Annotated in this window: 13 protein-coding genes; 3 read left to right on the forward strand and 10 right to left on the reverse strand. The window is 46.2% G+C overall.

Going from position 1 to position 14,035, the window contains the following annotated elements:
* Positions 1-83: 83 nt before the first annotated feature.
* From ACT7WV_RS20775 to ACT7WV_RS20795, 5 genes are all read right to left on the reverse strand, one after another.
* Complete coding sequence (locus tag ACT7WV_RS20775; protein WP_463424284.1) at positions 84-1,394, reverse strand: flavin-containing monooxygenase; 1,311 nt, start codon at positions 1,392-1,394, stop codon at positions 84-86.
* A 19-nt stretch (positions 1,395-1,413) separates the two neighbouring features.
* Positions 1,414-2,238, reverse strand: a complete 825-nt coding sequence (locus tag ACT7WV_RS20780; RefSeq protein ID WP_445104719.1) for an SDR family NAD(P)-dependent oxidoreductase — start codon at positions 2,236-2,238, stop codon at positions 1,414-1,416.
* 25 nt (positions 2,239-2,263) lie between these two features.
* Entirely contained in the window at positions 2,264-3,241 is a 978-nt protein-coding gene (locus tag ACT7WV_RS20785) for an SDR family NAD(P)-dependent oxidoreductase (RefSeq protein WP_445104720.1), read from the reverse strand.
* 358 nt (positions 3,242-3,599) lie between these two features.
* Positions 3,600-4,772, reverse strand: coding sequence for an alpha/beta hydrolase fold domain-containing protein (locus ACT7WV_RS20790; RefSeq protein ID WP_445104721.1), 1,173 nt, complete (start codon positions 4,770-4,772; stop codon positions 3,600-3,602).
* Between the two features lie 200 nt (positions 4,773-4,972).
* Positions 4,973-6,295 (reverse strand): IS200/IS605 family accessory protein TnpB-related protein, encoded by a 1,323-nt coding sequence (locus tag ACT7WV_RS20795; RefSeq protein ID WP_445100939.1) that lies wholly within the window; start codon positions 6,293-6,295, stop codon positions 4,973-4,975.
* A gap of 3 nt (positions 6,296-6,298) precedes the next feature.
* Between ACT7WV_RS20795 and tnpA the strand changes: the two genes are divergently transcribed.
* The gene (tnpA, locus tag ACT7WV_RS20800) at positions 6,299-6,742 is read left to right on the forward strand and encodes an IS200/IS605 family transposase (RefSeq protein WP_445100940.1); all 444 of its coding nucleotides are present in this window, start codon (positions 6,299-6,301) and stop codon (positions 6,740-6,742) included.
* Positions 6,743-6,956: 214 nt separating this feature from the next.
* Positions 6,957-7,385, forward strand: a complete 429-nt coding sequence (locus tag ACT7WV_RS20805) for a hypothetical protein (RefSeq protein ID WP_445104722.1) — start codon at positions 6,957-6,959, stop codon at positions 7,383-7,385.
* Positions 7,386-7,461: 76 nt separating this feature from the next.
* Here ACT7WV_RS20805 and ACT7WV_RS20810 read toward each other — a convergent pair whose 3' ends face one another.
* From ACT7WV_RS20810 to petB, 4 genes are all read right to left on the reverse strand, one after another.
* Positions 7,462-7,842 (reverse strand): hypothetical protein, encoded by a 381-nt coding sequence (locus ACT7WV_RS20810; RefSeq protein WP_445104723.1) that lies wholly within the window; start codon positions 7,840-7,842, stop codon positions 7,462-7,464.
* A gap of 42 nt (positions 7,843-7,884) precedes the next feature.
* Positions 7,885-9,099, reverse strand: coding sequence for a glycosyltransferase family 4 protein (locus tag ACT7WV_RS20815; protein ID WP_445104724.1), 1,215 nt, complete (start codon positions 9,097-9,099; stop codon positions 7,885-7,887).
* Between the two features lie 386 nt (positions 9,100-9,485).
* On the reverse strand, positions 9,486-9,968 hold the full coding sequence (gene petD, locus ACT7WV_RS20820) for a cytochrome b6-f complex subunit IV (RefSeq protein ID WP_445104725.1): 483 nt from the start codon (positions 9,966-9,968) through the stop codon (positions 9,486-9,488).
* A 421-nt stretch (positions 9,969-10,389) separates the two neighbouring features.
* The gene (gene petB / locus ACT7WV_RS20825) at positions 10,390-11,058 is read right to left on the reverse strand and encodes a cytochrome b6 (protein WP_445104726.1); all 669 of its coding nucleotides are present in this window, start codon (positions 11,056-11,058) and stop codon (positions 10,390-10,392) included.
* 736 nt (positions 11,059-11,794) lie between these two features.
* On the opposite strand from petB, the gene ctpA reads away from it, so the two are divergent.
* On the forward strand, positions 11,795-13,039 hold the full coding sequence (gene ctpA, locus ACT7WV_RS20830; protein ID WP_445105701.1) for a carboxyl-terminal processing protease CtpA: 1,245 nt from the start codon (positions 11,795-11,797) through the stop codon (positions 13,037-13,039).
* A 213-nt stretch (positions 13,040-13,252) separates the two neighbouring features.
* On the opposite strand, the gene ACT7WV_RS20835 is transcribed toward ctpA, so the two are convergent.
* Positions 13,253-13,957 (reverse strand): MBL fold metallo-hydrolase, encoded by a 705-nt coding sequence (locus ACT7WV_RS20835; RefSeq protein WP_445104727.1) that lies wholly within the window; start codon positions 13,955-13,957, stop codon positions 13,253-13,255.
* Between the last annotated feature and the right edge of the window lie 78 nt (positions 13,958-14,035).

Raw genomic sequence — 14,035 nt, forward strand, 5'->3', positions numbered from 1 at the left:
CTTTTCCCTAGAAGAGGATGTCGGAAAAGTCTCCGATGCTATCTTCTAAGGCTGAGGTTTACTTAAAAGATGCCATGAATAAGTCAGTTGGGCAGTGGGCGGTTACTAAAATTGGGATATTTGGCATCAACCTGATGAGCTCTTTTGGCAATCCTGCTAAAGGCAGCGCTAGCGAGTTGGAATTGTTTAAACATCTTCCGGGGATCGACCAGATGATTAGTCGGTAGCTGTTGTCCCATTTCTTTAAAGACGAAACCAAGTGGCACGTTAATTTCATCCTGAAGTTTGAGATAGCGGACGAATAGTGGGCTATAAGCCGCAATGAACGAGCCAACACCTCCCCTAACTTGTTCCCAACCTATATAGTAGAGTCCCCTATAGTCATCGAGAAACGAGCCATTGTAGCATTTGACAACTGCTCCTTCGACGCGCTGAAGTTCTTGAGGTAAGAATGGGTAGGCAACGTAATAGCCAGTGGCACAAACAATTAAGTCAAATTCGTCACAACTGCCATCTATAAATTCTACTTTCCTGCCCTTAAGCTGACCCACAGCAGGTTTGGGAATGATACGACCGTGTTTGATGTAGTAAGGTACTTCACTGTTTAGAGTAGGGTGCTTATCACCAATTTGATGGTTTGGTTTGGGTAAACCATAGTCGGAGTGCTTACCAAATGTCAGGCGTATAATCCCATAAACCATCAGCCGCCCGAACCATGCTGGCATCGGTGGCATCCTTGATTTGCCCAGATCGGCGACTGGGACTCCGGCAAAGGTTTTTGGGATGAACCATATCGACTCGCGCATACTCAAAACACACTTAGTGCTTACCCGCGCAGCTTCCGCCGCAATGTCACAGGCTGAGTTGCCACCACCAATCACCAGAACTCGTTTGCCACGAAGCTGATCGGGTCGTTTGTAATCTTTGGAATGGATAATCTCTCCGTTGAATTCTCCCTCAAATTTGGGAAAACGCTTGCACCAGTGATGTCCATTGCACAATAATACGCCTTTGTAGATTCGTTGTTCCCCACTGGCGAAGGTAACTTCCCAAAGATTATTTTCGATGGGTCGCACATGATTGACCGTACGATTGAGTTCAATATGCTCAAGTAAATCAAAATGATCAGCAAAAGAATTGAGATAATCCCGCATATTCTGAGCGCTGGGGAAGTCGGGATAATCCTCTGGCATCGGGAAATGAGTAAACTGAGTAATCTTGCGGGATGAGACGATGTGGGCGGTTTCGTAGACACCGTGATACCAATTGCCACCAATATGATCACTCGCATCAACTTGATCATAGGGAATATCAGCAGCTTTAAGTGCTTGAGCCATCCCTAATCCCACAAAACCCGCCCCGATAACTAAGTGTTTGTCAGCGGTATCAACCATCCGTGGAGTTTTACTAGAGTTACCGACCTGTACCACTGTTGTTACTCCTGGCTAATGTGTTGCTCATCCAGTCTAATAATCCGGGAGCATATCGCTTGAGGAGATGAAGATTTTTCGCGATCGCATCGGGAAATACATGCAGTTGATCGCGAACAATACCTTGAATCGTTTCGCCCATAACTTTTGCAGGATCGGTTATCAGGTATTTTGGAAGATCCGCGTTTCCCTGAGCAAGTGTCCCATACCGTTGTGATTGGAGAATCGGAGTGCGGCTGAAAAACGGATACACGGCTGTCACCTTGACGTTATAAGCCTTGACTTCATTAAAAAGTCCTTCACTAAACCCCCGTAAACCAAATTTGCTAGCGGCATAGTGAGCCATCCCACCTGATCCCGACCACCCGGCTAAGGATGACATATTGACAATGTGTCCCCTTTGGCGAGCAATCATCTCAGCAGCAAATAGCGCACTTAACCGCATCGGTGCCATTAAGTTAACCTGCATCAACCGTTCCCATTGTTCGGCTGGCACTTCATCCATGCGACCGAACAGCCCGATACCAGCATTATTGATCAAAATGTCCACGGGAATGGCTAGTGATTTCACCTGGTGATACAGTGCTTCGCATCCCTCGCGAGAGGATAAATCGGCGGCTAAGCAACTAAGTACCTCACCCGTCGTGACTTCCTGCTCAATGACTTCAACCAATTTGTGTAGGACGCTTTTATCCAGATCACTGAGGATTAGGCGGCTACCTGCCATCAATAACTGTCTGATGAGTTCTTGTCCAAAGCCTCCGGCTGCTCCTGTAATCAGCACCACCGCCTTACTTAGCTGGGTCATAGCTTTGCTCCGTATACCGCTTGAATCAAATTTTAGGCGAGCTGAGTGCTTTTAGTAGTAGGAGTGACCAGGGTACTTTAATATTAGGTACAAGCCAGGGGTATTTTCTGAGGTTAGGCAAAGCCGAGGGGAGCAGGAAACGCAGAGAGCGTAAAGAGACAGGGAGATTGCCGTCTTGGTCTACTAATCCATAGTGTTGAGCCAGTTCGGCAACAATCTGCACCCGACCTGTCCGCTGCATTACAGTTGGATCTGCCGCTAGTGCTGCAATTACCCGTCCAGTTAGTAAAGGAGTTTCCCAGTTATAACCCTCCTTGATGGCTGAATTTTGTGGTTCAGCGGCAGAACTTTCACTCATTTGCGCAGCCAACTGGGACATATGTTCAGTACCGACAATACCGGGCCAAATTGAGAGTGAGGCGACATGATGCGGCTTGAGTTCAACTGCCATCTCCGCAGCTAAGCGATCGCATGCGGATTTGCCCACACCGTAAGGTACACCAAAAATATAGGACAGACCACCCCAGGAGGAGAGAGTGCAAATGATTCCTTGCTGGTGCTGGGTCATCATGCGAGCCGCAAACACACTTGCCACATAATGACTACGAAGACCAACATTATTGCAAGCATCCCAAAAACTGGGTTCACTCTCCCAAAATGACTGCCCGTTAGTGTCCCTTAATGCCTGTACCCCTGAGTAAACATTATTAACCAGTAGATCGAGCTGTCCGTACTCGTCTTGGATGCGCTCAAAGAGCAAACGCACTTGCTGATCATCACTGTGATCAACCTGCACGGGAATGCAGACACCCCCAGCTTCCTCAACAGCGGACTGGGTATCCTGAAGGCTCCCTGAGATGCCATCTGCTGGATTAGAACTCTCAAGAGTGCGACCTGTAATGTATACCGTTGCACCTGCTTCACCAAGTCCAATGGCAATTCCTTTGCCGAGACCCCGTGTTGCACCTGTGACTAAGGTGATTTTGCCCTCTAGGTGTTTCATAATGGCTCTTTTGATTTATCTGATATTCGGGTCTTAGAACGCGCTTTCTTTGGTCATCGTCTCATGTAAATTTCTCCAGGCTGACAACCAGGAAAAAACATCCTGACCCCAGAGACTGATCAGCTTTTCGCTGATTGGGGAGCCCTACCGAGAGTGAGCAGAACTAGACAAGCGAGGCAAAAGGTTAGATGCTATTTTCGGTTGCACCTCATCCTTGGCAACAATTTCAGGCTCAAGTTATGGTGTGGAAAACGGTGATTCATCAAGAGATCAAGTTTTTTTACGCGAGATCGGTAAATTGTGGTTTTGGGCGATGTTCTTGCCCTTCAAACTTCAGCAGGGGCTAGATTAATGGTCATTAAGACTGCAAAGCCCAAGCTAAAAAGCGTTCTGTATAATACAACGCCAACTGATTACTAACTCCATTAAAAACCGCATCAAAAGCATGTTCAGCCCAAGGAATTTCTAGCCAAACAGCAAGATTTTCAGTTGTTTGCAACTGTTCGTAAAGTCGGCGTCCAAACTTGGCTTGTACCAAATGATCGCAACCTGCATAAACTAGTAGAGAAGGCGGAAGATCCGGTCTAACATAACTAATCGGAGAAGCTTTTCGGTAAATCTCTGCCAATTCCTCCGGCGTTCCTCCTAAAAATGCCCTCAGAACAGCACGACTATCAATAGGATCCGGAAAGGGCGGGTTGTAGTAGCCATTGGTGAGGTTAACAGGACCGTAGTAGTTCACCACTGCCCGAACCGGGACTGCATCTGGCTGATAAGCTGCGATCGCTGCTAGTTGAGCACCGGCTGATCGCCCCAGCAAAGCCATGCGCTTAATATCAACTTCCAACTCCTCGGCGTGGGTTTGGATATAGGACAAAGCCGTCTGTATATCCTCAAGCTGAGCCGGAAAGCGATACTCTGGAGCATGGCGGTAATCAATCGCTACTACTGAATAACCCCGCGCTGCCATATAGCGACTGAATTTCTCGTCATTATCGGGAGTCCCGGTTCGCCAAGCGCCACCGTAAATCATGACAATCGTTGGATATTTTCCAGTAGATAATGGTCGGTAAATATTCAGCTTGAGTGCCACCCCATCCGGATTAGCAAAGACAATACCTCGCTCGATACGAACCTCTTCTAGAGGAATTCCCCGAAAGGCATCTATCAGGACAAAGGGTTGGGAACGCATTGGCATCTGTGCAGATGGAGGAACTTTTGCCAAGTAGTCTTCTCCCAGCACAGTCTGCATCTCATTGGCAATTCCTGCATTTGCCGTCGAGAACTGAATAAGCGGCAACAAACTCAGGAGCAAAGCCAGTAGACTGCAAACCAGGGTAACATTGCACAGCCAACCTTCAGACCATCTCAAACTGACTAGCATCAGTGCAATCGCATTGAGACAAACCAACCAAGGACTAATTTCTGGCGCACCCACTCCCAGAGGTAGTAAGAACAACGTCGGAGCTGGAACTACAATCCATAGGCTGAGGAACAATCCTACCGCACTTAGCAATAAAGGGATCAACATATTATTTTTCCAATGGTTCACTAATTCAGACGGGGGGTGTGATTCCACCCTATTAATGATCAATTGAATTAGGAACTTTACCTAGGTCTTTAGTTGCCGAGTTTTTTCTAGCTTTGTCAAACTAAATAACTAGACAGTTAGCTACGATTGTCTTTGTGTGAATGCTCCACGCTTCATTCTTACGAATAGAAGCGTGGCGTCTAGCTCCATAAATGACAGAGTAGGCCCGGCATTCTCGGTTCCGTTCGGGAACTTTTGCCCGAAACAGACCCACTGCGATTTCTCCGAGTGGGTTTAATGTTTTTCAGCCAATATCTAGCCGCTATGTTGTAACTCGCACTAAGGTCAGCATTGTACCGCTTCCCAGTCTGGAATGTAGCCAGAGAATAGTTGGATTTGGAACGTTTTACAGTCCCAGAACCATCAAAAGCATTACTAGATGTACCACGGGCAAAAACAAACTCGACCTTGCCTCCCAGTTCTTCAAATTTTTCGGTAATGAGTTGAGCCAATCGACTCTTCATCCAACCATGGAACCGCTGACGCAAGGTAGAGCCTTTCTTGCCACCCTTGGGTCGCCAACCCTTAAGGTTTTCCAGGACGATAACCTCAGCCCCTTGCTGTACTGTCCAATCTACCAGTTGCCTAGAAACTAACTGACAGATTTGACGGTTGATATTGTGAGCCTTCCGGTAAATCGATTGACAAAAACCCTTGTACAGCTTGCCCGTTTTTCTCATCGTTAAACGGGCTTTGTGGCGAATAGCCTGCAATCGCTTATCCCTTCGGTCTATGTCGGCTGCACAATTATTGAAGAATCGGCCTGCAGTCACAGTGCCGTCAGAACTCACGATTGAGGCTACCGCAATTGTATTCAATCCGAGGTCAACACCACAAACTTTTTTGGGTTTTCCCATCTTAGGAGGTGTGATCTGGAAGGGAACTGCCAAGAACACTCCTTTGTGATTCATTACTAGTGATGGTGACAAACTCTTAGAGTTTGGGAGCTTGTGACGTTCTCGGCGTCCAACTACCCCTATTTTTTCCCATGTCCACTCCCTACCGTTGTAGACCTTGATGTGGACGCAATCTTCTTCAAACAAAATGCACTGCCCTCTATACAAAACAACGTGCAAATTCGTCACGGCGTTGAGTATAGGAGGCAGTGCATTTCTTTTGGAGCGTCGTCCTTGCTGCCATCGGTAATAACGAGTCACGAAACTAGAGACTTGCCCGATAGCGGCTTGAATAATGGCTCGACGCAGGTAGGACGGAAACTTGTAAAAATTCCGTCCCAAGTATTGGTATCGAGGATTGGGATTATTTTTGGTGGCATGAATGAGTCGTTCAGTTGCCGCACAAGGAGAGTCGGCACTCACTATTTGGTCAAAGTGAGTGAAAACGACACCAATCAAAGCACGAGCGTAGGAGCGATACATCTTCTCTGTTCGCTCTAAATGCTTCACCTGCTCTGGTGTCGGTGCTAACTGCCACCGATCTGTGCGTACAATTGAATTGCCCATGCAATGATTGTAGCAGTGAATAAAGAGAAAAATTTAAAGCTAAAATCCAGAAATCACATGACTTTCAGGTTGTGCTACCACTTAATCCTCACATTGAAGTATCCCAAAGATATCTTGACCCAAGAGATGCAGGATAGGTTAAAGCAAATCCTCATTACATTGCTGGTGAAATGGGAGTGCGAACCTATTGAACTGGGTGGGGAAGGCGACCACATTCACATCTTGTTTGATGCTTATCCAGGATTAAACTTGGTTAACTTGATCAAAAATGTGAAATCCGTATCCTCTCGCCGAATGCGGAAGGAGTACGGTGACTATTTGGAAGAATATCTTTGGGGTGGTGAATTTTGGAACGATGGCTCGACGATTATTTCTGTAGGAGCTAGTGCCAGTATTGATGTACTAATTACTTACATTAAGAATCACGGTAAAGCTGATAAATCCTGACCGTCGCGCATCCTACGCTTGTACCCGATAGGGTCAAGCGGTAGTTAGCGACGGAATTTGCTCAAAGCTTGAGCATCCTCTCTATGTAGTAAAACAACGATTAATCAGCTACCGTGACACTTGTTCAACAGGAACAGATAAAGCCCCTAAACGTCAAATAATTTAGGATACTTTGATTAGCAAAACCTAAAAAAAGTTTAGGGAAAGATGACAGATGAAAACATTTAACTACTCGATGGTTATTCCCATCGCCTTGGCTATTTTTTTGAGCAGTATAGGTGCTGCTTACTCTCAAAATAGGGAGATTCAGCCTGGATTTGAACCAGATCCGCTGGTTTTGACGGGAACCTCCGGCGGTTCACAGGCCAGTAAAAGCTGCGGCATGATTGGAGCAACACCTAATCATGTAATTAACCTAGGTCAAAAATTCAACTACCTGCGCTTCATTGTGCAAAGCACTGGTCAACCAACACTCTTTATTGAGGGACCAAGCGGAAGCACCTGTGTACAGGGTTTACCGGGGCAAAATATTGAAGATTCAGGATTGTGGGTAGAAGGTCAATACTCGATCTACGTGGGTGATCGTGCTGGTGGTCAAACTGCTTATACACTATCAATCACTACTCAAAAGAACTCTCAATAAGCTACTTATCTAGAAGCCGTGGGTGATCAAAACGGCCGCTTCTCAGACGCCACAGGCAATTTACAACTATAAACTTCTAATCTTCAATCTGCTTAACTGGTACTTCTACCGCTTCAACATCAATCGTACCGGGGGGTGTCAATCGAGCAAAATGCCCTTCTTCTACCTTCAGGGGTGTTGCACAGTTAGGACACTGACACTGAGTTTGATTGAAACCAGTAAACTCGTAGGCACAGACTGGACATGTGTCTTGAACCAGATTGCGTTTGATCCACCAGCTAAATACTAGCCACCCAATTACTGGTGAGATGATTAATAATCCAATCAGAATCAAAAACCCGTTGACTACCCAGCCTAAGCCAACCGCTCCTAGCAACAAACAAATTGAGAAGAAAAGGAGCCAACAGCCTGCGCCAGATATGTTGAACTGAGCAAGTTTAGGAATGTTCTGGTTCACAGTAATCTTTCAGGGTGCATAACTTTTTGATCTACCTCCATCCTAGTCCAGATTACCGACTGATGAAGACGAGGAAGCCGTAGCGTGATTGAGTAGTTGTTTTAAGCGCTGGGTTAGAGCATCTTGATCAAACAGGCTAAGGCACTGTTGTCTTAACCATTGACCGTTACAACGCTCGTCCTCCCCTGTAAATATTTCAATACAAGCTTGAGCTACGGCTGCTGGATTGCGGTGGGGAACTCGCCAGCCGAGGCGTCCATCCTGCAAAGGGTCAGCAGAACCATCAGCGTCACCAGCAAGCACTGGTTTACCACAAGCCATCGCCTCTAAATAAACGATACCAAACCCTTCCTGGGAGGGCATGACGTAGGCATCAGCAAGGCGGTAGTGTTCTACTAGGGCGGGTGTAGGAATAAAACCAGCAAAGACAACGCGCTCAGCCACGCCTAAATCTTGAGCCAGTTGTGCTAGTCTCGGTTGATCATCGCCGCGACCAATTACGAGATATTTGACGTCTGGAAAAACTGCTGCGATCGCAGGAAGTGCCCGAATTGTGACATCGACACCTTTATAAATATCGCCCGACCATAGCCGAGCAACGGTCATCAGTACCTTAGCACCACCTAGACCATACTCTGCTATCAGTTCGGGGGACTTCGGCCCGGGGGTAAAAGCATCACCATCTACCACACAAGGTAATAGCTGCACTTTCTCAACATCTAAGTCATTGGCGGCGCAGAGGCGATCGCGAGTGTAGCGACTGATTGTCCAAATTCCTGTTGCTGTTTTTAGCGCCTTATGTTGCTGATGGGGTAAGCTTTCCCACACTTCCTTGCCATAAGTTATTACTGTGTAAGGAATACCCAGGGGCTGGCATAGTAGCCTGGTTAGGGACGCCAATTTAATATGACCACAGAATACATGGCTAGGAGATTTTTGCCAGAGACATTGCCAAACTGCTGCGGCAAACTTGAAGCGTCCTAGCATGGGACTTTTGCTTTTCAGGTAATGAAATTTTAAGGGGTGGACAGCAAAGGGATTGGTGCATTCTGGGCTATCCCTGAGTAAAAATATCTCTGCTCTCTTAGCAGCACTGCTGCTAGCATCTCCTTGATGTCTTATTGAGAGATAGGACTCAAAGATGTCCTTGACATAAGACTGAATACCTCCTTCTCGCTCAAATATTTCTAAAAAGAGAAATACGTGGTCACTTCCGGTATTAGTCGTTTGCTTCCAAGAGGTCTTGCCCCTCAACATAAGTAATAAGTAATAAGTAACAATAATCTGTTTTTTTGCTGAATCATCCGGTGAGTCTCAACTCCTTCTTCCAAAACCTATTATCTATTATCTATTACCTATCACTGTCTGTCCTACGGTCATCCCTTCGCTTTGCTGGTTTACCCTTGGGCGATTCTCTGCAAACCCTGTTGTCTGCATACAAGTCAAGGCAACTGTGTACCAAAACCCCGAAAAATGCTCAAAAATTAACGCCTGTTAATGTCTATCGGCAATACTTGAGTACTGCTAAGACACTTACAGGCGTTTGTAAAAGTAATTAAGTCGGGGAAATACCCAGGTTTTAATTACAAAAAGTGTTGTTGAGGCTTCCTAATTGCTTAGAGACTCCTCAATCTATCCTGAGACTAGAACAAGCCTAAGGTAAAAGATTTGTCAATCGGGAAGGTTGCACCAATACCCAGCCAGAGGGTAACCACAGTACCAATCATGAATACAGTAGTTGCTACTGGACGGCGAAATGGATTTTGGAACTTGTTAACGTTCTCGATAAAGGGAACCAGTATCAAACCTAGGGGAACACCGGCCATCGCTGAAATACCCAACAGTTTGTTAGGTACAACGCGTAGAATTTGAAAAACTGGATATAAATACCATTCCGGAAGGATTTCTAGAGGAGTGGCAAAGGGGTCTGCCGCTTCTCCAATCATTGCTGGGTCAAGAACTGCTAGACCAATGCATAGAGCAATTGACCCCATGATCACTACGGGAAAGATATAGAGTAGGTCATTTGGCCAAGCGGGTTCGCCATAGTAGTTATGACCCATCCCTTTTGCTAGTTTGGCGCGTAACTGTGGATCAGCAAGATCCGGCTTTTTAACAGTTGCCATTGTTTGCTTATTCTCCTTAATGAACAAAGATCAGCAGGTATTAGCGGTAACCTAGTCTAGACTTCGACAGTGTGCTGTAACCAGCTTGAGCATAAGAGAGTAACTTCTCGATTCATCTGCTTAGAAAAGCCTCTCTAGCACTGTCAATAGTCAGATTTTGGCATATTTCAAGGTCGCTTATCTATGCTATGGCCCCCAGAGCGGTCATGGTGACTGCAAACTTTTCCCCAAAATAGGGGTTTACTGGTTTAGGTATGATGCCAGGTTGACGCAGACTCAGCTTACCTACTAGCTGTTGACTTTTGAGGTGTTGATGCTGGTTAAAATTACCTATTCTGGGTGAAGTCTCATTTGGGGTCAATTATGCTGACATCCCAGCTTTAATAGCCTTTTCTTAATCAGGCTTAGCTGTCGGCGCAACTTACAAAGGACCAGAAATGCCTTGCTTACGAATCATGATGAAGTGCAATAGCATGAAGACTGCAATCAGCCAAGGTAAAACAAAGGTATGCAAGCTATAGTAGCGGCTCAAGGTGCCTTGCCCAACACTTACACCACCACGAAGTAGTTCCACGATTAGAGGACCTACAAAGGGGATTGCTTCGGGAACGCCAGAAACAATTTTGACTGCCCAGTATCCGACTTGGTCCCAAGGTAGTGAATAGCCGGTAACACCGAAGGAAACGGTGATTACTGCCAGAATCACGCCTGTAACCCAAGTCAACTCACGAGGCTTTTTGAAGCCGCCAGTGAGGTAGACACGGAAGACGTGCAAAATCATCATCAGCACCATCATGCTGGCAGACCAGCGGTGGACGGAGCGAATGAGCCAGCCGAAGTTGACGTCTGTCATCAAATACTGTACCGAGGTAAATGCTTCTGCGACCGTCGGTCTGTAGTAGAAGGTCATGGCAAATCCAGTGGCAAACTGGATGATGAAGCAAGTTAGGGTAATACCTCCCAGGCAGTAAAAAATATTTACGTGGGGAGGTACGTACTTGGTGGTGATGTCGTCGGCTAGCGCCTGAACTTCGAGGCGTTCCTCAAACCAGTTGAAGGCTTTTGATTCGGTTATCTGCTTAGAAAACATGAAGTCCGGAATTCCTAAAAGGAGCTTGCTGTTTTTGGAAGTGTTTTTCCCTGGAAAGGCGGGTTGCCGCCGGGGAGATTATTATATGTTCTCCGAGTTGTCGATGGTTACTCTTTGGACAGAATTAGTGACGGAGAAAAAGCACTTTTTCTGTTGAAGAGTTGGCTATCGGCAGAGTTTGACTGTGCTGCTTACAGCAAATTTGGTAAGCCAAGGCTCGGAAAATTTGTTGTATTTGATTCCCTCACCTATTCCGGGCCACGAAAAGAGGCTTTGCTTTTGGTTTGCTACAGGTGCTAAAAACGCCTAGGCGAGAACATGTTGGTAAACACTCCGAGTTGGGGAAGTTCTCGGAAATGCTCAACAGGCATCAGATTTGTAGCCTCACTGCCAGCACTTACACTCAAATGTTTGTTGCATTTTTCCCCAAGCCGACGCTAAAGCTGAATTGCTTAGTGCAGCAAAGCTGACTGCTTGAGTTAAGGTTGCCAAACACCGCTTTCACCGAACTCAGACAAATTAGGTCAGAATTTCTGATCTAAGTTTGCTCTCCCCTTTACAAGAAATGTAACATAACTTGACAGGAGTTGAGGCTCTCAGAGATTAACTCACAAAGACTCGTTCTTGTGCTACCAAAGAGACTCAAGCAAGAAATCTATTTCAAGTTCTCTTCTCATCCAAGGCTCTGCCACACTGAAAAATGAGAAAATCATAGCCTGATATGAAAATTTTAATGATGCACAAACGAGCTTTCTGGGTAGGAATCTTACTAACCTTCCAAATTGTTTTCCTCTCAGCTTGCTGGACACCACCAGCGTCGGCTTTTACCAATGAGCAACAACTATTCTCCCAAGCTTGGCGCATTGTCTCCCAAGCTTATTTAGATGACACCTTTAACAGCCAGAACTGGTGGTTACTGCGTCAGCATTCTCTGCAAAAGCGTCTGCAAAACCGCGAGGCAACTTATGCTGCCATTGAGAAAATGTTAGGAAGTCTTGATGATCCTTTCACTCGGCTATTAAAGCCGGAGCAATATCGTAGTTTGCAGGTGAACACCTCTGGGGAACTCTCAGGGGTGGGACTACAGATTGCTCTTGATGCGGAAACTGGAGGGTTAATTGTCGTAGCACCAATTGCCGGTTCGCCGGCGGAAGCCGCTGGCATCCAACCACTTGACCATATCCTAGAAATTGACGGGCAAGCAACGTCCGAAATGACCCTTGATGAGGCGGCCTCCCTGATGCGTGGCCCGGTTGGCACCAGTGTTACCCTGAAAATCCAAGGTAAGAAAAAAGGGGCGAAAAATTCTCTTGAACTAGTGCGCGATCGCATTTCCCTCAATCCAGTATATGCCGCTTTAGATGAGCAGCCCAGTGGTGTACCTGTTGGTTACATTCGCCTGACCCAATTCAGTGCCAATGCTCCCGCAGAAGTTGCTCATGCGGTTGCTGAACTAGAAGAAAAGGGTGTAGATTCCTACATTCTTGATCTGCGCAACAATCCTGGCGGCTTACTGCAAGCAGGTATCGAAATTGCCCGTATTTGGCTAGATGAAGGCACTATTGTCTATACAGTCAACCGCCAGGGAACGCTAGGCAGTTTTGAAGCCTATGGTCAGGCATTGACAAAAGATCCGCTAGTAGTGTTAGTTAACCAAGGGAGTGCTAGCGCCAGTGAGATTCTTGCCGGAGCTTTGCAGGATAATGGTCGAGCTAAGCTCATTGGTGAAAAAACTTTTGGTAAAGGTCTAATTCAATCTTTATTTGACCTGTCGGATGGCTCAGGATTGGCTGTTACTGTTGCCAAGTATGAAACACCTAGCCACCACGACATCAATAAACTGGGGATAAAACCAGACTTAGAAGTTCCCCTAGAGTCAATCTCTCTCGACCAAGTAGGAACGGCAGTAGATAGCCAATATCAGGCAGCAGTAAAATTGTTGGCAGGTCAGTCAGTGCTTGCTGAGGTAATTAGTAATTAGCCCGTAACTTGCTCAATTGTTGTCCATTGATTCAGGAGGTGTCTTGGCAAAATGCTTTGAGGCCATCAATGTCGCCGCCAAGGCAAGCGCTCATTTTTTCAGCTAGAAAAGGAACAACCCCTCCCCTGGCGCTGAAAATTGCTAACAAAAAAAGGGAATATTGAGTTGAGATGATCAGCCAGATGCTGGTGTATACAGCTCAATTAGCAATTTTCAACTTTCTCTATTCAGCCGAGACAAACTTTGATAAGCCTGGTCAATCACACCTTTACCTCGCAGAAAGCCTGTATTAGCACCAGGACAGATATAACTGAGAGTTTCCGCCGTAAAGTGCCCTTTTAGAGACTCGACGCTTTGCAGTTGTCTGGGCCAATGAAAAGTTTTTGAGGTTCGCCAAGGGACAGGTTCTCCTTGTCGGTTTGGTAATAAATGACGCCCAGAAAACAGAACACCGCCGGCAGCAGTATAGTAAAGGCAAGCTGAACCAGGTGAGTGTCCAGGTGTCCAGATAGCGCAGCAGCGAGGAGTAATGGTTAACTCTTTTTGAAATGACCTGACGTTGAGTCCTGGTAACAAGTAGGCTTCTTGTTCTTGGATGATAATCGGACAACCAAAAGTAGATTGAAATTCTTGTACTCTGCCAATGCCGCCCCTATGGGTAAGAAAAAGTAGAGATATTCCTCCTTGTTGATGTAGAAATTGCTCGTTAGTTTCATTCCAAGCTGGACAATCGATCAGGATGTTGACGGTATTTTCTACAATAAGGTAGGCTGTACCACCCAAAGTATCTCGACTGGGTGGAAAAGCAAAAATGGTCTCGAGGATGGAGTGTGGTGGTTTGAAAGCAGCTTCTGGCTGCTTTGACGATGATCTTTGAGAAAGAATAAAGTCGCCCTGTTGGGGTAAATCGGGTTGCACAATTATTGTATGCCTGGATATGACCGTAGTGTTTATTAGTGAACGGTAATGACTTTTGTCAAGACTGCTTCTTTACAT

Source organism: Symploca atlantica LB2515 (assembly GCF_052546295.1).

Bases quoted from the DNA above. Each gene is read 5' to 3' on its own strand.
- ACT7WV_RS20815 (WP_445104724.1), bottom strand. From the start codon at position 9,099: ATGTTGAGGGGCAAGACCTCTTGGAAGCAAACGACTAATACCGGAAGT.
- petB (WP_445104726.1), bottom strand. From the start codon at position 11,058: ATGTTTTCTAAGCAGATAACCGAATCAAAAGCCTTCAACTGGTTTGAG.
- petD (WP_445104725.1), bottom strand. From the start codon at position 9,968: ATGGCAACTGTTAAAAAGCCGGATCTTGCTGATCCACAGTTACGCGCC.
- ACT7WV_RS20775 (WP_463424284.1), bottom strand. From the start codon at position 1,394: ATGGTTGATACCGCTGACAAACACTTAGTTATCGGGGCGGGTTTTGTG.
- ACT7WV_RS20805 (WP_445104722.1), top strand. From the start codon at position 6,957: ATGAAAACATTTAACTACTCGATGGTTATTCCCATCGCCTTGGCTATT.
- ACT7WV_RS20780 (WP_445104719.1), bottom strand. From the start codon at position 2,238: ATGACCCAGCTAAGTAAGGCGGTGGTGCTGATTACAGGAGCAGCCGGA.
- ctpA (WP_445105701.1), top strand. From the start codon at position 11,795: ATGCACAAACGAGCTTTCTGGGTAGGAATCTTACTAACCTTCCAAATT.
- ACT7WV_RS20795 (WP_445100939.1), bottom strand. From the start codon at position 6,295: ATGGGCAATTCAATTGTACGCACAGATCGGTGGCAGTTAGCACCGACA.
- tnpA (WP_445100940.1), top strand. From the start codon at position 6,299: ATGATTGTAGCAGTGAATAAAGAGAAAAATTTAAAGCTAAAATCCAGA.
- ACT7WV_RS20785 (WP_445104720.1), bottom strand. From the start codon at position 3,241: ATGAAACACCTAGAGGGCAAAATCACCTTAGTCACAGGTGCAACACGG.
- ACT7WV_RS20790 (WP_445104721.1), bottom strand. From the start codon at position 4,772: ATGTTGATCCCTTTATTGCTAAGTGCGGTAGGATTGTTCCTCAGCCTA.